This is a genomic window from Fusibacter bizertensis (assembly GCF_029914245.1).
In the GTDB taxonomy this organism is placed as follows: Bacteria; Bacillota; Clostridia; order Peptostreptococcales; family Acidaminobacteraceae; genus Fusibacter_C; species Fusibacter_C bizertensis.
The window spans coordinates 64,349-87,010 of record NZ_JARYZI010000010.1 but is presented as its reverse complement, the minus strand read 5'-3'; the positions used below and the strand labels follow the sequence as shown (position 1 = coordinate 87,010).

At 36.7% G+C, this 22,662-nt stretch carries 16 protein-coding genes and 3 riboswitches; of the genes, 9 read left to right on the top strand and 7 right to left on the bottom strand.

The genetic code is table 11. From position 1 onward, the window contains the following. Positions 1 to 172 precede the first annotated feature (172 nt). The 8 genes from QE109_RS13875 (at position 173) to QE109_RS13840 (ending at position 10,087) form a co-directional block, all read left to right on the top strand. The gene (locus QE109_RS13875) at positions 173 to 1,069 is read left to right on the top strand and encodes an HD-GYP domain-containing protein (protein ID WP_281095135.1); all 897 of its coding nucleotides are present in this window, start codon (positions 173 to 175) and stop codon (positions 1,067 to 1,069) included. A gap of 410 nt (positions 1,070 to 1,479) precedes the next feature. Then, positions 1,480 to 2,694, top strand: a complete 1,215-nt coding sequence (locus QE109_RS13870) for an AfsR/SARP family transcriptional regulator (RefSeq protein ID WP_281095134.1) — start codon at positions 1,480 to 1,482, stop codon at positions 2,692 to 2,694. Positions 2,695 to 2,863: 169 nt separating this feature from the next. Continuing rightward, positions 2,864 to 3,085 carry a hypothetical protein gene (locus QE109_RS13865; RefSeq protein ID WP_281095133.1) on the top strand — a complete coding sequence of 74 codons (222 nt, stop codon included), beginning with the start codon at positions 2,864 to 2,866 and terminating at the stop codon, positions 3,083 to 3,085. Between the two features lie 7 nt (positions 3,086 to 3,092). Further along, a riboswitch (cyclic di-GMP riboswitch) is annotated at positions 3,093 to 3,226 on the top strand. A 29-nt stretch (positions 3,227 to 3,255) separates the two neighbouring features. Beyond that, the gene (locus QE109_RS13860; protein ID WP_281095132.1) at positions 3,256 to 5,226 is read left to right on the top strand and encodes a MucBP domain-containing protein; all 1,971 of its coding nucleotides are present in this window, start codon (positions 3,256 to 3,258) and stop codon (positions 5,224 to 5,226) included. A 183-nt stretch (positions 5,227 to 5,409) separates the two neighbouring features. Then, a riboswitch (cyclic di-GMP riboswitch) is annotated at positions 5,410 to 5,508 on the top strand. Between the two features lie 27 nt (positions 5,509 to 5,535). Further along, positions 5,536 to 7,005 (top strand): MucBP domain-containing protein, encoded by a 1,470-nt coding sequence (locus QE109_RS13855; RefSeq protein WP_281095131.1) that lies wholly within the window; start codon positions 5,536 to 5,538, stop codon positions 7,003 to 7,005. Positions 7,006 to 7,194: 189 nt separating this feature from the next. Next, positions 7,195 to 8,589, top strand: a complete 1,395-nt coding sequence (locus tag QE109_RS13850) for a MucBP domain-containing protein (protein ID WP_281095130.1) — start codon at positions 7,195 to 7,197, stop codon at positions 8,587 to 8,589. A 147-nt stretch (positions 8,590 to 8,736) separates the two neighbouring features. After that, positions 8,737 to 9,144: a GtrA family protein gene (locus tag QE109_RS13845; RefSeq protein ID WP_281095129.1), complete on the top strand. Its 408-nt coding sequence runs from the start codon at positions 8,737 to 8,739 to the stop codon at positions 9,142 to 9,144. Between the two features lie 7 nt (positions 9,145 to 9,151). Continuing rightward, positions 9,152 to 10,087: a glycosyltransferase gene (locus QE109_RS13840; RefSeq protein WP_281095128.1), complete on the top strand. Its 936-nt coding sequence runs from the start codon at positions 9,152 to 9,154 to the stop codon at positions 10,085 to 10,087. A gap of 89 nt (positions 10,088 to 10,176) precedes the next feature. Here QE109_RS13840 and QE109_RS13835 read toward each other — a convergent pair whose 3' ends face one another. Continuing rightward, positions 10,177 to 12,903, bottom strand: a complete 2,727-nt coding sequence (locus tag QE109_RS13835) for a YfhO family protein (protein ID WP_281095127.1) — start codon at positions 12,901 to 12,903, stop codon at positions 10,177 to 10,179. Positions 12,904 to 13,305: 402 nt separating this feature from the next. Further along, a riboswitch (cyclic di-GMP riboswitch) is annotated at positions 13,306 to 13,389 on the top strand. A gap of 24 nt (positions 13,390 to 13,413) precedes the next feature. Between QE109_RS13835 and QE109_RS13830 the strand changes: the two genes are divergently transcribed. Beyond that, positions 13,414 to 15,042 (top strand): InlB B-repeat-containing protein, encoded by a 1,629-nt coding sequence (locus tag QE109_RS13830; protein WP_281095126.1) that lies wholly within the window; start codon positions 13,414 to 13,416, stop codon positions 15,040 to 15,042. A 295-nt stretch (positions 15,043 to 15,337) separates the two neighbouring features. Here QE109_RS13830 and kamE read toward each other — a convergent pair whose 3' ends face one another. From kamE to kdd, 6 genes are read right to left on the bottom strand one after another with little or no spacing between them, the layout of a single operon-like run. Continuing rightward, positions 15,338 to 16,096: a lysine 5,6-aminomutase subunit beta gene (gene kamE / locus QE109_RS13825; RefSeq protein ID WP_281095125.1), complete on the bottom strand. Its 759-nt coding sequence runs from the start codon at positions 16,094 to 16,096 to the stop codon at positions 15,338 to 15,340. A 1-nt stretch (position 16,097) separates the two neighbouring features. Next, positions 16,098 to 17,651, bottom strand: a complete 1,554-nt coding sequence (kamD, locus tag QE109_RS13820) for a lysine 5,6-aminomutase subunit alpha (RefSeq protein WP_281095124.1) — start codon at positions 17,649 to 17,651, stop codon at positions 16,098 to 16,100. Then, positions 17,641 to 19,272 (bottom strand): lysine 5,6-aminomutase reactivase ATPase KamC, encoded by a 1,632-nt coding sequence (kamC, locus tag QE109_RS13815; RefSeq protein ID WP_281095123.1) that lies wholly within the window; start codon positions 19,270 to 19,272, stop codon positions 17,641 to 17,643. Before kamC ends, kamD begins: the two co-directional genes overlap by 11 nt. 2 nt (positions 19,273 to 19,274) lie before the next feature. Beyond that, positions 19,275 to 20,303, bottom strand: a complete 1,029-nt coding sequence (gene kamB, locus QE109_RS13810; RefSeq protein WP_281095122.1) for a lysine 5,6-aminomutase reactivase subunit KamB — start codon at positions 20,301 to 20,303, stop codon at positions 19,275 to 19,277. 26 nt (positions 20,304 to 20,329) lie between these two features. Further along, the gene (kamA, locus tag QE109_RS13805; protein WP_281095121.1) at positions 20,330 to 21,589 is read right to left on the bottom strand and encodes a lysine 2,3-aminomutase; all 1,260 of its coding nucleotides are present in this window, start codon (positions 21,587 to 21,589) and stop codon (positions 20,330 to 20,332) included. Positions 21,590 to 21,604: 15 nt separating this feature from the next. Continuing rightward, positions 21,605 to 22,642, bottom strand: coding sequence for an L-erythro-3,5-diaminohexanoate dehydrogenase (gene kdd / locus QE109_RS13800; protein WP_281095120.1), 1,038 nt, complete (start codon positions 22,640 to 22,642; stop codon positions 21,605 to 21,607). Positions 22,643 to 22,662: the final 20 nt, after the last annotated feature.

Sequence of the window (22,662 nt, the reverse complement as noted above, 5' to 3'; positions counted from 1 at the left end):
GATTATCGGTTAAAACTAGGATTTACTTTATAAATTCCTTGTTTTTTATCTTAAAATTGTAATATTTCGACTACTGAAACTTATATTATGTAACCCTCTTTTATTTTGACTGCTGTTTGTGTATAATTAAATGAAATATGAAGTTGTTGTAATATTATAGCGAGGTGACAATATGACTTATTTCAAAATTGTGAGATCAAATGAAACTGAATCAACTTATGAAATCAAAAGTAAAAGCTCTAAAATAGAAAAAAAATACCACGATGATCATCTGCAAGTTTCTATGATTCATATGTCAGCTGACCGTATTTTATATATTGAACCACTACCGACCAAGGAAGCCTATAAAACCTACTATATCATCAAAGGTTCCTGTTTCGTCTTTGAAGATGAGTCTATTGTTAAAGAAGGCGATTTTTTCGTCTGTAAAAACACTGAAGAAATTCAAACGATTAAAACCCTAGAAGACACTGTACTGCTTGTCCACGCCACCAATTATGATGTTTTTAAAACACTTGAGGACAATCATACTGTTGTAGATAAGCTACTTAAAGAGATCCAGTTTAAAGATCACTATACTGGTGAGCATAGTTTACGCGTTTATGAACTTGTCAAAAGAATGGCTCTTAAGTTCGGGTTTAAGTCTAAGGCGCTAAACAACTTTACTAAGGCTGCTTACTATCATGATTTGGGTAAGGTCAAAATTCCAGATGATATTTTAAATAAGCCTGATCAACTCAGTGCTTCAGAGTTTGAAGAGATCAAGTTACATGTTCAGTACTCTAAAGAGATGATCCTAGAAAATTTCAACTCTGATGTCTTTGACATTATCATTCAACATCACGAGCGCTATAACGGTTCTGGTTATCCATTTGGTTTAAAGGGCGAAGAAATTTGTCTTGAAGCTAGAATTTTAGCTGTTTGTGATAGTTATGATGCCATGATTACTGATCGCATCTACAAAAAGGGAAAATCCATCGAAATAGCACTTATTGAGTTAAGGGAACTAGCGGGTATTCTTTATGATCCAGAAGTTGTAAAAGTATTTATCGATATGATTTTAGAATAAAAAAAAAGAAAGACTTAAATTCATTCGAATAAAAGTCTTTTTTAAAAGTTAAGAAGGGGGGAATTTCGCGAGTGGGTAAATTTGGGGGATGCCCACTCGGAATTCATTATTGGGGTTTTGTTGCAATTTAGGTAAATATTTTGGGGGTTTATTGTGGTAAGCAATCTGTATATCGCTTATCATGTTCTCATTATAAAATTCAGTTATGTATAGGTTATGACCCCTTTGTGAATAATCTGTTAAGTATAGAATATTTGTTTTTTGTTTAAGGAACTATCAGAAATGGTAATATATCTATATCAATATACTATAGATGATATTAGCGATAACTTGCCTTTATACATTTAATTTCAGTATAATAAATGATATAATAATGTATTCTCGATTAAATTACTTAAAAGGAGCTCTACATGATGACTTCACCTGTAGAACAACATAACCCTATTTTCAGCATACAAACACTTGGAAAATTCGATGTCATAAAAGATGGTTCGTCACTTGTTTCATCTTCTGCTGGCTCAAAGAAAATATGGGAATTATACAAGTTCATGTTGACTCACAGAGACCGTGTGTTTACCCCAGAATCTTTAATGGATCAACTTTGGGTTTCTGAATCTTATAGCGATCCTAGAAGTACACTGAGAAGACAAATGCACAGACTCAGACAAACACTTCTAGAAGACAATGAGCAAGATCATGTCAAAACCCTTCTTTTTTCTAACGGTTATTATAAGTGGAACGATCAACTCAACATAGAAATCGACATCGAAGACTTTGAACAACTTATAAAAGAAGGAGATGCTAAAAGACTCCACTCTCCTCAATTGGCACTGGGGGATTATCTTAGTGCACTTGATCTATATGATGGCGATTATCTACCAGACTGTGTTGATCAACACTGGGTATTTGCTATAAGAAACCATTATCGCCGTTTATACTTAAAAACTGTCGTTTCTGCGACTGAACTTTTGCAAATTGAGCGACGCTATGATGACATCATCGATTTATGCCAGAAGGCCATCAACATCGACATCTACGAAGAAGCTTTTCATCTGAACTTAATGGACGCTTTGATGCATAAAGGTCAACAAAAGCAAGCCCTTGAACATTATGAGTATATCACCGGTTTTTATTATCATGAGATGGGGTTAAAACCTTCTGGCGATATGCGTATGCTCTATAAACGTTTACTTCAAACACACGCGCCTATCCAAACACAAGATGGTTTGGTTGAAGCACTTGAACATGATTTGGTTCTCGAAAACGCTTTTTATTGTGAACCTTCTACGTTTAAGTCCATCTATGAACTTGAAAGACGAAGAAGTCAAAGGTCTGGCAATACGTTTAGCATCGGAGTGATTAACGCCTCTCCTATAAGAGGATACTCTCAATCACAAGAAGACCTTAGAATTTCTCACCTCAAACAGCATTTGATGGAAAAGCTCAGAAAAGGAGATACTTTTAGCCAGTGGAATGATACACAATTCATGGTACTTCTTCCCGGTGTTGATTCGGATCTTATGAAAAAAGTGCTTACTCGCATCTTAGATGCTTTCCCTAATAACGAAGCGATTAGAATTAATCAAATTAAAGAATTACATGCTGATGTTTTCAAAGAGTTATAATTTTAAAATCTGCACACAGTAGCTATTAACGCTTCTGTGTGCTTTTTATTTATCTTGTCACACAGATGTCACACAGATGTTCGCAATATGTCACGCTAATGTTCTTTAGATGTCACAGCGAAATATTATACTGTTATCAAGAGATAGAATCTCCGAAAAGGAGGATGACATGAAAAAACAAAATTTCGGAAGCAACTTTTTAATATCTATTCATCACCAAGAGAACCATAGTTGGCAAGGTGTGATCGAATGGTTAGATACAGGTAAAAAAATGCATTTTAGAAGTGAACTCGAACTTATGAATCTGATTCACGGCGCTGTAGAACTACAATCCGAATCAAAGGAATCACTGAGAACATGGAACGATGAGAGACATATAAACGTAATCTAACGTTTGTATAGAGTAAGGGCAAACCCTATGAAAATAGGCGACGCAAAGTCAGGAGTCTAAAGTTTATCATCGTAACAAATAGCTGTTAACTAGACAGCTGTTACATTTACGATTAATAACCAAGACCGTCCGACTGCCAAAGTAAAATAATTTGGCAAAGGAGAACTATTATGAAAAAGGATTACAGAAGTAAAATTAAAAAAAGCTTTTCAATTACTATGATACTTATGTTACTGATTATGAGCATGCCCGTGATTAGTATCGCCGACAGCACACTAGCAGTTACAGCATCAAATGTAACTGAGACGACTGCTGATTTGTCAATTATCAACCAAACATCTGGCTCGACAATTGATGTAACTTGGTCACCTGCTGATGGTGGATACGACAGTGGTGTCCTCAGCGGGTTATCCCCTGGTACAACTTACAATGTAACAGCAACTGAGACAATTACTAGTTCAGTTGAAAAAGAGTATGTTGTCTATTTAGACGCTGATTTGACTCTTTATTATAATGATGATAACAACAATAAAGTTAGAGTCCGTTGGGATGACTGTTATTATTATTCGTATTTTGGGGAAAAAAGATCAGGCGTTAACTTAAATCTTTTCGGTACAACTTACACTTCAGCAATGGTTTCAACTACTATTACTAACATAGCTAACACTTCTTTTAATACCGTAGCTGTTCCAGTTCCAGATGGTTCTAGTTTAACACTGACAGCAATGGGAATTGAACCAGAAAATAAAGATACTCAAACAAAATGGAGAATTGTCAATAACTTTGGTGAAGACTTAGATTTTACATGGCAAGTATATGGCACTTCTTTAACTGGTAGCGGTACAGTCGCTAAAGAACATACTATGGATGCTAGATTTGATAATCCTTACTATGTATATGTTGATGCTCCTCATCAAGCTACTTTAGTAATTACATGGGGATCGAGTAATCAGTTTACAACTCAAAAATCGAGTACTTCTGACGTGTTATATCCAGAGATTACTTCAAGCAGTTTAGGATTAACCGGTGTTCCAGTTGAAGGAAAAAATGCTGGACAAACAAAATGGAGAGTTGTGAATGATTATGGTTACCCTCTTGAGTTCACTTGGAAAGTTTATGGTACTGACCTTACTGGTACGATGACTATACCAGCAGAGCACACAAGTGCTGAACGATTTAATAATCCTTTCTATTTCTATGCACCGAAAACACCAGCAACAATGATTATCACTTGGGGTAATAATAATGAGTTTAACAAAACTAAACAATCAAACAATGAAGTTTTACCTTATCCAGATAAAAATAGCCTAGTTTTAACATCTATGCCAACAGAATCATCTAAAGCAGATACTCAAACAAAATGGCGTGTAATCAACAAATATGGCCAACCAATTACTTTTACGTACACTGTCGCTGGACACCCTGAAATTACAGGTACTCACACGATTGGAGCGGAATATACTGAAGCTGATCGCTTTGATAATCCTTTCTATTTCTATATTGATTTACCACATGCAGTCACTGCAAAAATTTTGTGGGGAGACAATAATGAATTTTCTACTACAAAAGCATCAAGCGGAGAAGTTTTAGCTGAAGAAGATACAACGGAAGCGGATTCTACTGAAGATCAAACTAATCCTCCAGCACCAACTGAACCAAATACACAAACACCGGCACCAGCAGCACCACAAGGTCCTCAAGGCACTGTTGTAGTAAACTTCGTAGATACTGAAGGTGCACCACTCGCAGCTTCATTGAGTTTCACTGGTACTGTAGGTACACTCTATCAAACTTCAGCAAGATCAATCGCTGATTATGAACTTGTGGAATCTCCAGCAAATGCAAGCGGATCGTTTATCGATGGTTCTTTAACAGTTGATTATGTTTATTCAAATGGCGTAACACTTGTTGAAGAAGAAACACCACTTGGTGAAGCAGTTACTCCTGTTAACTTTGACGCCATCTATGACAACATGGAATCTACTACAGAAGCTGCTAGCGATGAAGCTATTATCCTTGATGAAGAAACACCACTTGCTGATGCGCTTCCTCAAACAGGTCAAGCTTCTCCAGAACTTTTCTACGGAATAGGTAGTATTGTATCTGCTTTAGGAATCTATTTAAAACGAAAAATAAAATAGGTTAAATTGATAGCATAATATTATATAAAATAAGCATACTAAAAGCACTTCTTTCGGTAAAACGGAGAAGTGCTTTTTTTCGTGTCACACAGATGTAACACAGATGTTCTCTGTATGTAACGGATGCATAGTATAATGATTACAATAACATACCAATAACAACTTAATAATTAATATCAATTACATTTACTAGGGCAAAACCTACGAAAGTAGGTGACGCAAAGTCTGAAGTCTAAAGTTCATATTTACTAGGATACGAACTATGATCGTTCGACTGCCAAACAACTTTTTTGGCAAAGGAGAATTATTATGAAAAAAACTACACGTAGAATATTATCTTTAGCACTTGTAGCAATATTACTAGCTGCTAGCATCCCTGCTATAACTTATGCAGTGGACTCAACTGGAACTTTAAAAGTAAGTGCAAATGGAGCATATGTAAATCAAGCAACTGTAACAGGATTACCAGTTCCATATACAAATGGTTCTTTTCCAGCATTTTGTGGTGATAAAAACACATTTATAACCCCTGGTACCACATATAATGTCAACTTCAGCGAATACAGTGCTTCAAATCGAGTTGCATATCTAATCAATAGCAATTTAACTAATGATTCAAAAGTTATGCAACAGCTTATTTGGAAAATCGTAAACGGATCATACAACAACAATTCAGGCAACACACTTACTCAATCAAATATTATCTGGAATGCTCATTTTGAAGGTAAACTTGACTCAGAATTTCCAGATGCAAACTCACCAAATTATTCAAAAATAATCTTTTACGCAAATACTGGTAATAATGTGCAACCTATATTAGTTGTTGTATCGAAAGTATATCTTACAGTTCAATTTGATACTGTAGGTGGCACACCAGTACCAAGCAACCAAACAGTTGAAGCAAATGATTTGGCAACATTACCAAATACACCACCTGTAAAAGATGATTTTACTTTTGACTACTGGATGTTAGATGGTAGTGAATATGATTTTAGTACACCTGTTACTCAAAATATCACATTAGTAGCACATTATACACCTGTTGAAGTAACAACAGAAGCTACTACTGAAGCTACTACTGAAGCTACAACTGAAGCTACTACTGAAGCTACAACTGAAGCTACAACCGAAGCTACTACTGAAGCTACTACCGAAGCTACTACTGAAGCTACTACCGAAGCTACTACTGAAGCTACAACTGAAGCTACTACTGAAGCTACTACTGAAGCTACAACTGAAGCTACTACTGAAGCTACAACTGAAGCTTCTACCGAAGCTTCTACTGAACCTGTAACTCAACCTGTAACTCAACCTACTACTGAAGCTCCTGGCCCACAGGGTAATGTAACAGTAAATTTTGTAGATACTGAAGGTGCAACTCTTGCTTCATCATTTAGTTTCTCAGGTTCTATTGGAACGCTTTATCAAACATCAGCTAGATCTATTGATGGTTATGAGTTAGTAGAAACACCTGAAAATGCAAGTGGTAATTTCATAGATGGCGTGGTTACTGTAACATATGTTTACTCAGATGGCGCAGTGGTTATCGATGATGAAGGAACTCCACTTGGTGATGCTACTGAACCTGTTAATTTCGATTCTATCTATGATAATATGGAATTAACAACCGAAGCTCCTACTGATGAAATCATCCTTGATGAAGAAACACCTCTTGCTGATGCACTTCCACAAACTGGACAAGCTTCACCTGAGCTATTCTACGGATTTGGTAGTATCGTATCTGCACTTGGAATCTACCTTAAAAGAAAAATCAAATAGTATAAAAATTTAATTCAAAAAATATATGATTACGAAGGGTCTCTAGCTCGATGAGCAAGAGATCCTTTTCTATGTCACGCGTATGTCACACAGATGTACGTCAGATGTAACAACAAAAAGATATAATAAAATTGACAATAATTCTCAACTATACTTTTTTTATATAAAACCTATAAGGAGCGTGATTTTATGAAAACCAATTTTAAAAAATTATCAACTTTACTTATGATTTTTACATTAATCTTATTTAGCGTACCGTTTAACAGTTATGCTGTCGATGCTGACAATGCCACGATATATATCACAGCTGATGATGCATATATACTTTATGTAAATGGGGTTGTAGAAGGATCAGATAATAACTGGCGACAAAAAGAAGAATACCGCGTAGCACTTTACGATGATTACCTAATAGCTGTTGAAGCTTGGGATGAACATCAAATTATCGATGGGTTTAATATGCAAATCGTATTTGATGACACCAACATCCCTACTGTTGAAACAAAAACTGCAAGTAATTGGTTAGTAACTACAACTCCAGAAACTGATTGGCAACTTCCTAGTACGACCATCTCAGGTTGGTCACCAGTAACAGAAATTCAAGACTCAAGATGGACTAACATTACTGGTCAATGGGTTTGGACACCAAACTATGTACATGGCAACGAAGTCTTTGATTCAAAAGCATACTTTAGATTTGATGGCAGTAATCCAAGACCACAAATAGTAGTAATTGGAAACGTCTACGAATTGACATCACCAGTTTATAGTGGTAGTGGTAGCATCACAGAAAATAGTGCTGCTGGATATATAACTTTTGAATGGTCGGATCAATCTCTTAACTTATCAAATGATTATACAAGTACTTATATTGCACCTGGTACAGAGGTTAAATTAACTGCTGTTGCGAAACCTGGATATGAATTCGTTGGATGGAGAACAAGTTTAAATGCACCAAATGATCCTCCAATAGCAAATCCATTTACAGTTACCGTTGGTGAATTAACAAGTGAAATATCGCAAACTGCTATTTTCAAGTTACTTCCAGATACAAGCGAAAATACTACTGAAGATACTACTGGAACTTCAAGCGAGACTTCTAGTGAAACCACACAACCTACTACTCAAGCCCCAACTGAACCTCAGGGACCTCAAGGTTCTATCGTTGTAAACTTTGTTGATACTGAAGGCAACTCAATTGGTTCTTCTTTCACATTTACAGGAACAGTAGGTACACTCTACCAGACATCTTCAAGATCAATTGAAGGTTATGAATTAACCGAGACACCTGCAAATGCATCTGGTAATTTTATAGATGGATCTGTCACTGTTGATTATGTCTATAGTGATGGCGTTATAATTGAAGAAGAAAGCGTTGCACTTGGCGAGGCTAATGTCTTCAATTTTGATTCAATCTATGATAACATGACTACTGAAGAAGCTACTGATGAAGCAATTATACTTGATGAAGCAACACCTCTTGCAGATGCACTTCCACAAACTGGTCAAGCTACACCTGAGCTTTTCTATGGAATCGGAGGTTTAGTTTCAGCACTTGGTCTTTATATTAAAAAAAGAAAATAATAACTAACTAAAAAAAGTACCGGGGTATATCTAGACGTAATCGTCTAGATATACCCTTTGTTTTATACTGAAGTAGCTCACAGCGAAGGTTTCTATTTTTGTCTTGTTATACTATAATAAATGTAGATATAATTACTAGAGGTGTTTATGAATAAACTTTCTTCTTTGTTAAAATCAGAAACCGCATCACAGCTTATTAAATACCTAATCACTGGGTTTACCGCTTTTGGGATTGAATATGGGCTTTATGTCATACTCTACAAATGGGTAGGACTATACTATATCGTTGCAAGCATGATTGTATATGCTTTGGTTTTCTGGTTTTCGTTTTTTGTGAATCGAATATGGTCATTTAAATCAACTGGTAACCTCAAAAAACAGCTGATGCAATACGGCCTTTTATTTTTTTTCAACTTAATTGTTTCAAATCTTTTCTTGATGAAGTTCTTAACTGATGTGATTGGAATTAGCGCACTGATTTCACCATTTCTTAAAGCAGGATTTATCGTGTGTTGGAATTTCTTAATCTACAAATATATCATTTATAAAAAGTGAGGTGCTCATGATTCCTTTTTTAGAGAACAAGCAACTAGCATTGATTATACCTGTTTATAACGAAGGCAAAGCTTTAGTCGCTAATTTTACTGAAATTAAGAAAATTCTAGATGAAGACCATATAAAGTGCCAGTTTCATTTTATCGATGATGGCTCTAAGGATAATACTTGGGAGGTTATTGAGTCTCTATCAAATAAGCATTCAAATGTTTCAGGGATAAAATTTGCTCGAAATTTTGGTAAGGAAATTGCCCTACGTGCTGGCATTGAATCCATCGATGCAGATCTATATTTAACCATGGATTCAGATTTACAACATCCTCCTCGGTATATTAAAACCATGCTTGAGCTTATGGAAACGCAGCAAGCGGATATCATCGATGGTGTAAAAGCAACGCGGGGAAAGGAATCCTTCAAACATCGTTTTTTCGCAAAAAGTTTTTACAAGATTTTAAAAAGCGTCACTGGCCTTGAAATGGATAACTCTTCAGATTTTAAGCTCATGAATCGGCAAGTAATTGATAACCTAAGAGAATTTCATGAAAGAAATCTGTTTTTTCGAGGGATTGTAAGTTGGGTTGGATTTAATGTGGTTACTTTTGAGTTTGATGTAGATGAGAGAAAAGAGGGTGCAAGTCATTTTTCCTTTGGTAAACTCGTATTCTTAGCAATGAGTGCAATTTTATCTTATACAAGTAAACCTTTATACCTCACGATTTTTAGCGGTATTCTATTTTTAATTTTCGCTCTAATTATGGGCGTTCAAACACTATTCAACTTCTTCTTTGGTCATGCAATTAGCGGTTTCTCTACTGTTATTTTATTGATTCTCATCACGGGTTCGATGATTATGTTATCCCTGGGAATTATCGGTGTCTATATCTCACGTATTTATGAAGAAATTAAAAGAAGACCTCGATATGTTATCGAGAAAAAGTTATAAATTATAAAAGAGAACACAATCAATAGCTGTCACAAGGATGCTATTGACCATGTTCTCTTCTTTTATTTTTCATTTTCTATTTTTTATCCCTATTTAGATTCTTGATTTAACTTCTCAATTTCACTTAAATCAACACTTTCTATAGGTTCACCTGCGTGAGTCCATGCATCTTTAGTTCCCTTATATATGATGATATCATCAAGTTCATCTGTGTCTATAGGCGTTTCTTCAACTACATTTTCTGACATCAGCATGTCAAGTTCTGGCTCTTTTGGTGAGAATCGGATCAATAAGATAAAACCTATCAACGATATAAAACTGATAACTAAGCCATGAATCAAGCCATTTGGTACATAGGAAAATTCAATTTCGTGATAACCGGCTTCCACATCAACTACGATCATAGCGTTTTTGAGCGCTTCTATTAACACTTTCTCTCCATCAACTTTTACCGTCCATCCTGGTTCATATGGAATAGAGGTGTAGATAAAACCATCATCAAGTGCATTGATATTTCCTTTGATCTTAGTATCTGAAAATGAAGTGATGGTAAGTTGCTCATCAGCTAATTTCGCGTAAGCATCTTGCCAAAGTGCCTCATCAAAGGTTACTGCTTGTAGGTTAAAGTAGCCATCATTTGCTTTTTGTACTTCAAATTCAAGCTTTATTTCTGTTCCCTTTTCAAGCACACCCAAATCAATGGTCATACCTCTTCTTGTTTCATATTCGACGGTTGTCTCATTAACTGTAACTTTCGTTTTATATGAACGATTGGCATACATAAAAAGGTACATTTGCTTGGTCTCTGGTGCATTGAAAAAAAGCACAGCATTTCCAACTTGTGAAGCATCTACGTTTTTATATGCATACCGCATATCGTTACTAAGTTGAGTGCGTTCCATGTTCACATAATTTTCACTGCTTATAGGCACGTTTTCAAATAAATCATACTCGCCCCCCAAAGCTGTTCTAAGAAAATCTTCCTGAACATCAAATGGATTTACCATGTTGTTGTTCCAATTATACGCACTGTAATCTACTCTAAATCCTATCTCTAACGGGTATTTGTTTTCATAAATCGTCACTCGATCTTTTTGTGAGAACACCTCATAACCGGCATTGTTTTCTGTCCCCATCTTATCCCTGCCTATGAGATATTTAAGGTTCAGCAAACTGTTTACGACAGGTGTAGAAGCAGCATAGATGTATCTATTTGACGCCGGTGATGCGGCAAGTCCAAGACCTTTCAGATAACTTGAGATGTTTGAGTTAACTGTTGATGAAAACATTGAGATGCCTCGGTAACCATAAAGTGCAGGATCGTTCGTTGAATATTGCTTTATCATATCCAGACGATAGAATCCAGGGTCTTTTTCATATACATCAGCAACTGCTGCTTTCACATCATCTCCTAAGAAGGGATAACTACTTCTACCAGAACTACCTGTTGTTGCTGTTCCAAGTATCGCAGAGAACAATGCTTCACTTAATATCAATATACTAAACAGTATAACATATGCTTTTTGACGTATTTTTTTATGTTTGTAAAACATAAAGAGAAAAGTATAAAGTGCTAATGCACCTAAACTAACATAGAGTACGGTTGCATTCATTCCTATACGTTCGTTAACGAACAAGTAGATCAGAAAAGCTGCGCTAATTGAACCTATTTGTTTAATTGTAACGCCTTCAAAATACTGAAATCCTTTATAAGCCATGGTTAAGATTACAAACGAGAACATAAATGCAAACCTGTATGGCACCTCATTGGGAAAGTGAAACGCATGCCAGATATAATTTAGATAGTTGATATTAAAGCTAAGGATGAAAAAGACAATTAATCCTAGATACAGCACTTTTTCTTTTATCTTGATCTTTGTAGATATAAAGTATACAGCTACCATATACAGTGCTATAAAACTACTGAAAATATTGGGAAGCCCGCTTTTAACTGTTGGTTTTGTACCAGGCAACATATTGTTCAAAATCTCTAAAGTTGAAAAATATGTTTTAAAGGATGTGGGTTTAGACCCGTTAACTGCTTGAGAAAGTAGCAAACCATCATATGTGGGAATCAGTACGATAGCCGCAAGTCCAATAGCTATAAAAGAATAGAGTGCTATTTCCAAAGATCGTTTTAAAAAATGGTTAAACTTGAATTTGTGAATCTTTGTAAAATAGGCTATAAAGAAATATATCAAGATAAATTCACAGATAAAATAACCAATATAAAAGTTACTGATCATTGCTATTGCAAGGGTAATCACATATAGTTTAAACCCTTTACCTTCTATTATTCGGTTAAGGCCTAGTATGATGAGTGGGAAAAGTGCGACTGCATCTAACCACATGATATCCCAATAATAGCCCATGGCATATCCACAAAAAGCATACAATAAACCAAATCCTGTGATGGTATAATCTTCACGTTTGAATATATGCTTTAGGTAAATGGCAAAAAAGGCACCTGCAAAGGCAATTTTAAGCGCTGTAGCAAGCATCATGAACTCTCTAAGATATTCCTTTGGGAAAATGATAGACAGTGCATAGAGCGGACTGAATGCATAATAAGCCATTACCAACAAGAAATTTGACCCCATCCCCATGTCCCACGAATAAAAGATAGAACTGCCACTTTGTAGTTTGCTATGTAGCTCTTGTAAAAATGGATAATACTGATGCCAACTGTCGATCACCATGATTTGTCTTTTTCCAAAAGGATAAAGGCCAATCACGGCAAATGCAATCATCATAAAAAGGAAAGCTATGATAAATGTCGCAATAATGTACTTGTGTTTTTTGATGAAAGACTTCATAATTCCTCCCGTGGTGTTTAAATACGCTATCGTTCATACGATTCTTTGAGATCATCACTGGCTTGAATCGTTTTAAATAATGACATAACTAATAATACATGTATACCTCATTATACAATATTAACACGCACTTCATGAACCTTTTTTTATACGGTTAACACTTATTAACTAATGTTTTGTCACGAATGACAGTGCAATTTTTGTTTGTTTTTTGAGAATTTTGGTAAACATAATATGTAAAGCTTTATTTTTGTTAACTAGTTTTTAGAGTGTTTTTTTCTTATATACTCAGCCATAAATCCTACTTAGTTGAGTTTATGTACTAGGTTTTATGCGCATGAAAGTTAGAGAGGGGGTGCTTTAAGCGGCTGGTAATGTATCGTGTTGTAATTTAGGTTTTTTTGCAAGAGGGGAAGCGATGAAGCAGCTCTCGAAAATGGGCACTTGAAGGCTGCGGAGTGAATAGTGCAACCGACCTTTCTTTAGTTTCTAAAGAGAGGAGATTTTTTTATGAGATTTAGTAAAATGTTTTTGATGTTGATTTTAACAATGGTTTTGATTTTAGGTACAATGGGTAGTGCGTTTGCTGAGGATTTTGATTTTAATTTTCATAAGCCTCCACAACCTTCAGTTACAGTATCCATTAAAGACGGGCCATTAGGTGACGCTAGTGTTACTAGTAATGTGTACTGGAGCTGGGGAGATTGGAAATGGCATGCGGATATAAGTGCTATGGATTCATCCGACAATATGTACACTTTTGTTAAATGGCAAAGATGGGAAGAAGTAAATCCTCCTGGACCACATAATTCATTTTGGACTTGGGTTGATTCTTCATACTCACAAACAGATTCTTTCATAATCTATTCAGACAAAACATTTAGAGCAGTATTCGAGACCAATTATGATTACAATTATACTCTAAATACTTTTGAGATGGGTTCTAACGAGGGAACAGGTGCTGGTTATAAACCAGTTGGTACCCTAATAACTGTTGATCCCGATCCAGAGCCTGGCTATCACTTCGTAAACTGGACTATGAATGGAAGTGATATGGGAAATGCCGTACTCACATTTAATATGCCTGAAGAAGATGTAGAAGTTGTTTTAAATTTTGCTGAAAATGATAGCTACAACGTTCATGGTATTATTGATCCATCTGGATCAGGTACTATAGATGGAACCGGTGATTATCCTTATGAAATGCCTGTTGAATTAACTGCAATACCTGAACATGGCTACTATTTTGATCACTGGACTTTTGATCCACAAGAAGTTTCACCTGCTATCAATGGCGATATGATGACTTTTGATATGCCTGAAAACGATGTTGATGTAACAGCTATATTTGGAATGCTTGATATGTATGGCGTAACATTAATTCCTATGGAAACTGAATGGGGAATGCCTGAACTCGATGAAAATGCAATGCCTAGCGAGGACTATGATGGCATGTATTACATTGGTGATGAGTTCACTATTACGCCTAACCCAGCACTCCACTATCACTTTGTAAGTTATGTTATGGGTGAAGAAGAACCAATCACTGATCCAGACCATGTATTTACAATGGGTGAAGGCGATATGGAAATCACTGTGAATTATGCAGAAGATCCATATGTACTAGCAACTATTCAATATCTTGACGAAAATGATGTTTCAATTAAAGCCGATGATGTTGATGTTAAAGTATATTTAGGAGATTATTCATTTGCACCTCCTGCTATCTCTGGTTACTCATTTGGCGTTTCTAGTCCAAATGCTACTGGAACAATCACTGAAGAGTCAGATGACTTTGTTGTAATTCACAAATATTATGTTCCAGAAGTAGTTACTAACACTGTTACCAACACTGTTACAGAGACTGTTTTTGTTAATGTACCTGCTACTACAGAAGCTACTACTGAAGAAATAACAACTGAACCCGTTCCACTTGGCGAAGCTACAGTTGTAAACTTCGATAGCATCTACGATGATATGGAAATGCCTACTACTGAAGAGATCATGCTACCAGAAGAAGAAACACCTCTTGCTGATGCATTGCCTCAAACAGGTCAATTACCAGGAGAATTATTCTATGGTATTGGTGGATTATTATCTGCTGTTGGTGTATTCATGAAACGTAGATTTGGCAAATAAACTTTAACAAAAGTAATTTAAAGTATCAACTCACAAATTAATATAGATGGAATGTATTAAACTCAAATGCCCCGGGCTAAAAGCTCAGGGCATTTGTTTTGTGGATAAATAAGCAAATGCCCCATTTCATCCACATGTTATATGTATCATCCACACCATACCACACTGTAAAACGAAAAAATCCCAGTTGGCAGCTGTTATATTTCATTATGAAGCCAATCCACAGCAAGCGTAGCGAGCGTGGACTTCTTGGCGGAAGAATGAAATATAACGGCTGTCAACCAGGACTAAAAATTTACTTTGTATTGCGTGCCACTAAAGCCTGAACTATATATGAAGCTACATCTTCAGCAAATGTACCAGTTCCAAAACCAGCATCGTAGCCAAGTTCTTTTGCAAGTTCATATGAAATCCTAGGTCCACCTGCACAAACGATAACTTTATCTCTTATGCCTTCTGATTCTAAAAGTTCAATCAGTTGCGTCATGTTAGGGATATGGACATCTTTTTGAGTAACAATCTGAGAAACGATTATCGCATCTGCACCGAGTTCGATCGCTTTTGCTACAAGTTCTTCATTTGGAACTTGTGCGCCAAGATTATGCGCCTTTACACCTTGGTATCTTTCTAGCCCATAGTGGTGATCATAACCTTTCATGTTCATGATCGCATCAATACCAACTGTATGTGCGTCTGTACCGGTACAAGCACCTACGATAACGATATCTCTATCAAAATTTTCTTCTATATAGGCTTCAACTGCCGCCTTATCCATCACATCAGAATCAACTTTAGGAACTTCAATTTGTGTATAGTCAACTGTATGTGCTGCTTTACCATACATGATAAAGAACGTATAGCCTACACCTAAATCTTGAGCAGATACCACTTGTGGCTCTTCAATCCCCATCTTAATGAGCAATTGCTTTGCTGCTTCTTTACTTTCTTCACAAAGAGGAATTGGAAGTGTAAAAGAAAATTGCATCATACCATCGTTCATGGTATCACCATATGGTTTTACCTTCGTTAAATCTAAACCGTTTTCTACTTGCATCCTATTTACCTCCCAACATCATCGGAATAAATGGGTTAAAGTAGCGCTCACCCTTTTGAGTTACGCCATCAAGACCCTTACCACCATCCATTTTTCTAGTGACAGAGGCAAATTTTCCTTGCTCAATTGTAGACATGATGCCAATTTCTTGAATTTCTTCTAATAGATCAGCAGCTTCTTTTAAAACACCTTGTGCACGAAGTTGAATGATACCATCTTTTTTATATTCAATTTCATCACCAAAATGACGCATGTTGTTAAAAATGTACTTGGCATTTTCTATAGAAAGTGCTCTATCTTGTAAAAGTGGTGTATGAATCGCTTCAGTTGGCATACCTAAGAGTTGTAGGCCTTGATTTGTCATAATAGACACCACATTGAAAAGTGCATCTTGGATATGACCTTTAAAGATATTACCTGTCATATATTTTGTTGGAGGCATATATTTAAGTGGGGCATTTGGGAAGATTTCTCTTGTCATCTGCGCCTGTGAAAGTTCGAGTAAAAACCCATCTTCAGTGTCAGGATTCATCTCAAATGCATGACCAAGTCCCATTTGTTCTTCTGGTAAACCTGCTAGTAAAGCAAATTGTTCGTTGATGAACTGTGATGCTAGTACTGTATGCGCTTCTTCTATTGCATCAGATGTCGTAAGGTAATTATCCTCACCAGTGTTGATGATAATACCTGCAAAGCCATTGATGATTCTTGAAAAATACTGGTCAACCAGTGTACGTTGCATGTTGATGTCTCTAAACAAGATGCCATAAAGTGCATCATTAAGCATAACATCAAGTCTCTCGATAGCTCCCATTGCAGCAATCTCTGGCATACAAAGTCCAGAGCAATAGTTACAGAGTCTGATGTATTTGCCAACTTCAACACCTACTTCATCAAGCGCTTTTCTCATGATTCTAAAGTTCTCTTGTGTGGCATAAGTCCCACCAAAGCCCTCTGTAGTCGCACCATATGGTACATAATCGAGTAAACTTTGAGCTGTTGTTCTTATAACAGCGATAATATCTGCACCTTGTCTCGCTGCTGCTTGTGCTTGTAATACGTCTTCATAGATATTACCTGTTGCGACGATCACATAAAGATATGGTTTTGGGCCTTCGCCAATTTCAGTTAAAAAGCGATCTCTATCTGCACGATTCTTACGGATACGTTCTACTGTTTTCGCTGCTTCTTTGTTGATGATAGCTTCAATCTTATCCATGCTTTGAACTGGTATGTTAACTAAATCTACTTCTCCAGCTGAGATACCTTCTGCAACTTCTTGTGCTGTTTTACCAAGTGCAACCATTGCATTTCCTACCCAAAATGCTGCACCTTCTGCAAGACCGCCGCCTTTTTTTATGTTGTCAACAACGACATTTGGTAGTGGTCTTTCTATATCGTCAACCCCATCAATGCCTAACAGTCTAACAATGGTTCTCTCCACTGCTACTGTAGTGTGACGGTCGATAAATTTTTGCGTGTCTTCAGCGATTATTCTTGCTGATTTTCGCGCTTTATCAACGATGCCAAAATCCATATTTAACTTACTCGTCATTTGATCCTCCTAAAATTTCTTTTGCACGATCCACGATTCGCGTATCAAGTCCCATAAGTTCAGATATCCTTATGGCTTCCTTGGGAATTTCTTTATAGCTACTTACTTCCATCAGTTGGTAGTCCATGTATTCGTGAAGAAGCGCCGCACCTTCCGCTTCTATCTTATCTCTAATCAATGTCAGGTCTACGTCTGATAACCCCTTAACTTGATAGTGAACGGTGTCTTCTACATCCGTTAAGCCATCAAAGTGTGTCGTGATCACCGCTTTTGACATTTGATTTTTTAAAAATTCAATTAAGGCTTTTGAAATCGCAAAACCCTCAAGTGGGTTGGTACCCCTTGCAAGTTCATCTATCAATATAAGTCCATACTCATCACTGCGTTTTATGGCCTCTTCAATTTCCACTATTTCACCACCAAATGTGCTAAGACCCATGTCTATCGATTGAAAATCTCCAACCGAAACGAAGACGAAATCAAAAAGTGGCATTTTGAGTGATTTACACGGTACGAAAAATCCATACTGAGCCAAATTTACTACCTGACCAATCATTTTGAGCGATACCGTTTTGCCACCCATGTTTGCGCCAGTAATAAGCGTAACTGATTTCTTGAGGGAAACGTTTATTGGTGTAAATTGCTTACCTACTTTTCCCAAACTATAGGCGACTTTAAGGTGTCTTCCTTCTTCAATTTCGACCTGACCCATCTCTAAGATCATGGGTCTGACACAATTGAATGCAACTGAAAATTGTGATTTTGCAATTAACACATCAATCTGTGCAATTGCATCTGTATTGGAGGTTATGATCTCCAGATACGCCTTAAGCGCAGAAGTGAGTTGACTCCTCACTTCATATTCTTCTTGTTCCTCTTCAAGCAACAAATTTTGTTTTTCAGCGGTTAAAGTTGTCTCTATTCTCACAGTAAAAATAGTATACATCGGTACATCAGATTTATATGAAAATCTAGGATCACTTTTAATCTTTGAAAGCAGATCAACATCTCTAGATAAAACCTTTAACTCCCCATGCGAGGACACTTGATAACCTTCTAAGATCAATTCTTCAATGAGTTCCTTTTGCTTAAGTTTTATCTTTATATCAACACTATCTATTGCTTTTCTTATCTCATAAAGCTTTGCAGAGTATTGACTATAAATATGAAACGCTTGAACGCCAGATTGTTCTGGATCTAAAAGCTTGGTAACATTAGATACCTCTGTAAGGTTAAATGCACCTATGCGCTTTTGCCAATACAGTTTACTTTGCGCATCACGTATATTTTCCATAACACGCACCAATTGCTTAACTTCAAACAATTCTGTCATGGATAAAACTTCATTTTCAGCAATTCGGTCAAAAGTATGGTCCAACAGTTTCACTTCTTTGAGAAGACCTTTCAAAGCTAGAAGCTCTAATCTGTTATTGATCAGCAAACCAATAGCGGCTTCTAATTGATCATAACTTTTCTCAAGTTCGGCTACTTGATGTCTTTTAAAAGGTGCTAAACACTTCTTAAGCTTTTCACCGTACGGCGAAAACAACTGAAGTCGTTCAAATATAAATGGGATGTCTAAATCTTCTAGGTTTTTTTTAGTGATATATGGCATCTTCATTTTCACCTCATAACATCAATGATTGGAACGTTTGAAATTCTATCTTGTAAAGCCTTTACAAACAGCTGTGAATCGTAGAAATAACCCGAAGGTGCATATGGATTAACCGTTATGGCCTTAAGCTTAATATCATATCTCACTTTGATGTTCACGCCAATTCTCATAAAATATAACCAATCTTTGTGTTCAATGAAAATTTTCGTCGCGTCACCAACAAGCCATATGATATTCCCAAAATCTCTTACGGTTTGAATAACATCCAGAATAGTCTGAGATACCAAAGCACCCGGAATAACTATTGCTGTTATACCATCTTCTATTTCTGCTGCGATAAGTTTTCCAGCTCCAAGTGCTGTGGTAACTTCACTTAACACTCTAACAGTACCCTCTTTTGAAACCAAAACAGGTCTTCGCTCACACTCCGCAACATCCCAAGCTTCCACTAATATAGGTGTCGTCACTGCATCAAGCCTAAAAAGTGATGCTCTATAGACTGTTTGATCTACGGTTTTGTTCATATCTCTACTGACAACTGCACCTGTTGATAACAAGCAAGCATCAGTTATTGCAGGTGAAGCTGATGATGTCCGGTCAAGCGCACCATCTACAAGCACATAACGCGCACCATAAGTGCACAATTTTTCAGAAACTGATCTGATTGAGGCGTTCGTTGTTGGTCCACCTATTTGTACAAAGCCATCACCAAGCGTTCGCCCGATAATGACTCTGCCCATTGCAGTAAAAAAATCAGTTACTTCAAGAATTTCCATTTTTACTTCTGATAAATTAAAAAGTATCTCAGCGGTTGCCACTAGCGTCCCTCTTCTGAGGTAAATGAGTGGTTTATCCGTTTTAGTTACGATATCTTGCCTTTCACCATCTCGACCGATAGAAGTCACGCCAACACAAAGTGCTTTTTCAGCCATTTCTTCAAGCAGATGGTTCATGGTAACAGTCTTGCCAGCATTTTTTGCCATTCCAACTATTGAAATAATCCTATTTTCACTTTCAAATAAGTCAAGCAATGCCATGCTGGCCTCCTGTTTTAATTAATCAACTACTCTTCGTGATGTGTTCTCTTAGCACGTTCAAGTTCTTTAAGTTCTATAGAGACACGGTTGCCTTGTAATAAACCACCAACACCAAAGATCTTATGGTCTTTTTGTGCCTCAGTTTCTACTGCGCCTTCTTTATCAAATTCATATGAACTTGGTTGCGTATAAGTTGTGATCACACCCTCATAGTTTCTAAGAACAACTCTATCTGGTGATTGAGAGATCATATATTGAGGCATTACAGGTATTTTACCACCGCCACCTGGTGCATCAACTACAAATGTAGGTACGCAGTATCCAGAAGTATGGCCTCTTAATCCTTCGATGATCTCGATCCCTTTAGAAACTGGTGTTCTAAAGTGCTCAATACCCATAGAAAGGTCACATTGATAAATATAGTAAGGTCTAACGCGCATCATTACTAAATCATGTACTAAATCTCTCATGATATGCACACTGTCGTTGATGCCTTTTAAAAGGACTGATTGGTTACCAAGTGGGATACCAGCATCTGCTAACAAAGCACATGCTTTTTTAGCTTCTGGTGTAATTTCTTTTGAGTGATTGAAGTGCGTATTTAACCAGATTGGATGGTATTTTTTAAGCATGCCAACAAGCTCTGGTGTAATCCTTTGCGGACAAACAACTGGTGTTCTTGAGCCTAATCTGATGATTTCTACGTGTGGAATCGCTCTCAGTTTTTTGATGATGTACTCAAGTAAATCATCTGAAACTAAAAGAACATCTCCGCCTGATAAAAGAACATCTCTGATAACTGGTGTTTTAGCGATATATTCAATTGCTTTATCGATTTGATCTCTTGGAACGCCACCGTCGTTGTGTCCAGCAAATCTTCTTCTTGTACAGTGACGGCAATACATTGAACACATATCAGTGATTAAGAATAATACGCGGTCTGGATATCTATGTGTGATACCTGGTGCTGGTGAGTCACCATCTTCATGAAGTGGATCGTCCATATCAGCAGAACATTGAAAAGTTTCTGCAATTGTTGGTACTGCTTGCATTCTAACAGGACATTTGGGATCATTTTCATCCATAAGCATTGCATAATATGGTGTGATACCCATTCTCAAAAGTTCTAGCGTTTTAAGTACACCATCTTGTTCTTGGTCTGTAAGATTGACAACTTTGTTAAGTTGATCTAGTGTCGTAATTCTGTTTCTTACTTGCCACTCCCAAGAATCCCACTCTGCCTGTGTAACATTTTTCCACATCTCGATTTCAGTATAATGTCTCATAATAAATACCCCTTCCTAAGCGTAAAGCTCTTCATAGATTTTTCTGAGTACTGCACTTTCTCTCATGATCTGTAATGTAATTTCTGCATGTCCTTTTGTGTAACCGTTTCCTACGATCATGGTTACATCTTTGCCCACGCCTTCAGCACCTAGTGCCGCTTTTGTGAAGCTTGTCGCCATACTAAAGAAGTAAACCATACCGTCGTCTTTTGTTGCTAAGATTGAAGCCATCTCTGTGTTAGGAACATTTACACAGTTGATAACAAGATCACACATTTCGCCATTTGTAAGTTCTTCTACTTTTCTAAGCACTTCTACTGCATCAGTTGCATCCGCTACTAAGAAGTTATCAGCAAGACCTGCATTCATCACACGGTCTTTTGCTGAATCATTGTGCTGTAGACAGATAACTTGTCCTGTAACACCTGCGCGTTTTTTTGCTTCATATAGACAAAGCATACCTGATTTACCTGCGCCACCGATAACGAGTACTTTATCACCTGGTTTTACAAGTTTAGCCGTTTGTGCTGGTGCACCTGCAACGTCTAAAACTGATAAAGCTAAGTTCTCTGGAATATCTGATGGAATTTTTGCATATAAACCACTTTCAAACAATATTGCTTTTCCTTTTATATCTACTTGATCAATATTGATTCTGATTTCCAAGATTTCTTCTATAACAAGTGGTGTGAGTGAAAGTGAAACCAAAGTTGCTATCTTATCGCCAACTTTAAGGTCAGTTTTGCCTACAAGTGCATCGCCTATTTGAGCAACTGTACCGATAAGCATACCACCCGATCCTGTGACTGGGTTTTTATGTTTACCTTGTTTTGCTACGATATCAAGCATGATTTCTTTGATCTTAGCTTCATCACCACCTGCTTGTTCTTTAATTTGTGTGAAAGAAGCTGAATCAATATTTAAAGTTTGAACGTCTATCAAGATTTCATTATCGAATATCTCCATATCGTTTGATATCTTTTGAGCGGGTTGTGGCAAGATGCCTTTTGGCTCAATAACACGGTGCGTACCGAATTTACAACCTTTTTTCATAATAGTCCTCCCAAATGTAA

Bases quoted from the DNA above. Each gene is read 5' to 3' on its own strand.
- kamB (WP_281095122.1), bottom strand. From the start codon at position 20,303: ATGGCATTGCTTGACTTATTTGAAAGTGAAAATAGGATTATTTCAATA.
- QE109_RS13830 (WP_281095126.1), top strand. From the start codon at position 13,414: ATGAGATTTAGTAAAATGTTTTTGATGTTGATTTTAACAATGGTTTTG.
- kamE (WP_281095125.1), bottom strand. From the start codon at position 16,096: ATGCAAGTAGAAAACGGTTTAGATTTAACGAAGGTAAAACCATATGGT.
- QE109_RS13865 (WP_281095133.1), top strand. From the start codon at position 2,864: ATGAAAAAACAAAATTTCGGAAGCAACTTTTTAATATCTATTCATCAC.
- QE109_RS13850 (WP_281095130.1), top strand. From the start codon at position 7,195: ATGAAAACCAATTTTAAAAAATTATCAACTTTACTTATGATTTTTACA.
- kamC (WP_281095123.1), bottom strand. From the start codon at position 19,272: ATGAAGATGCCATATATCACTAAAAAAAACCTAGAAGATTTAGACATC.
- QE109_RS13860 (WP_281095132.1), top strand. From the start codon at position 3,256: ATGAAAAAGGATTACAGAAGTAAAATTAAAAAAAGCTTTTCAATTACT.
- kamD (WP_281095124.1), bottom strand. From the start codon at position 17,651: ATGACGAGTAAGTTAAATATGGATTTTGGCATCGTTGATAAAGCGCGA.
- kamA (WP_281095121.1), bottom strand. From the start codon at position 21,589: ATGAGACATTATACTGAAATCGAGATGTGGAAAAATGTTACACAGGCA.
- QE109_RS13835 (WP_281095127.1), bottom strand. From the start codon at position 12,903: ATGAAGTCTTTCATCAAAAAACACAAGTACATTATTGCGACATTTATC.
- QE109_RS13870 (WP_281095134.1), top strand. From the start codon at position 1,480: ATGATGACTTCACCTGTAGAACAACATAACCCTATTTTCAGCATACAA.
- QE109_RS13855 (WP_281095131.1), top strand. From the start codon at position 5,536: ATGAAAAAAACTACACGTAGAATATTATCTTTAGCACTTGTAGCAATA.
- QE109_RS13840 (WP_281095128.1), top strand. From the start codon at position 9,152: ATGATTCCTTTTTTAGAGAACAAGCAACTAGCATTGATTATACCTGTT.
- kdd (WP_281095120.1), bottom strand. From the start codon at position 22,642: ATGAAAAAAGGTTGTAAATTCGGTACGCACCGTGTTATTGAGCCAAAA.
- QE109_RS13875 (WP_281095135.1), top strand. From the start codon at position 173: ATGACTTATTTCAAAATTGTGAGATCAAATGAAACTGAATCAACTTAT.
- QE109_RS13845 (WP_281095129.1), top strand. From the start codon at position 8,737: ATGAATAAACTTTCTTCTTTGTTAAAATCAGAAACCGCATCACAGCTT.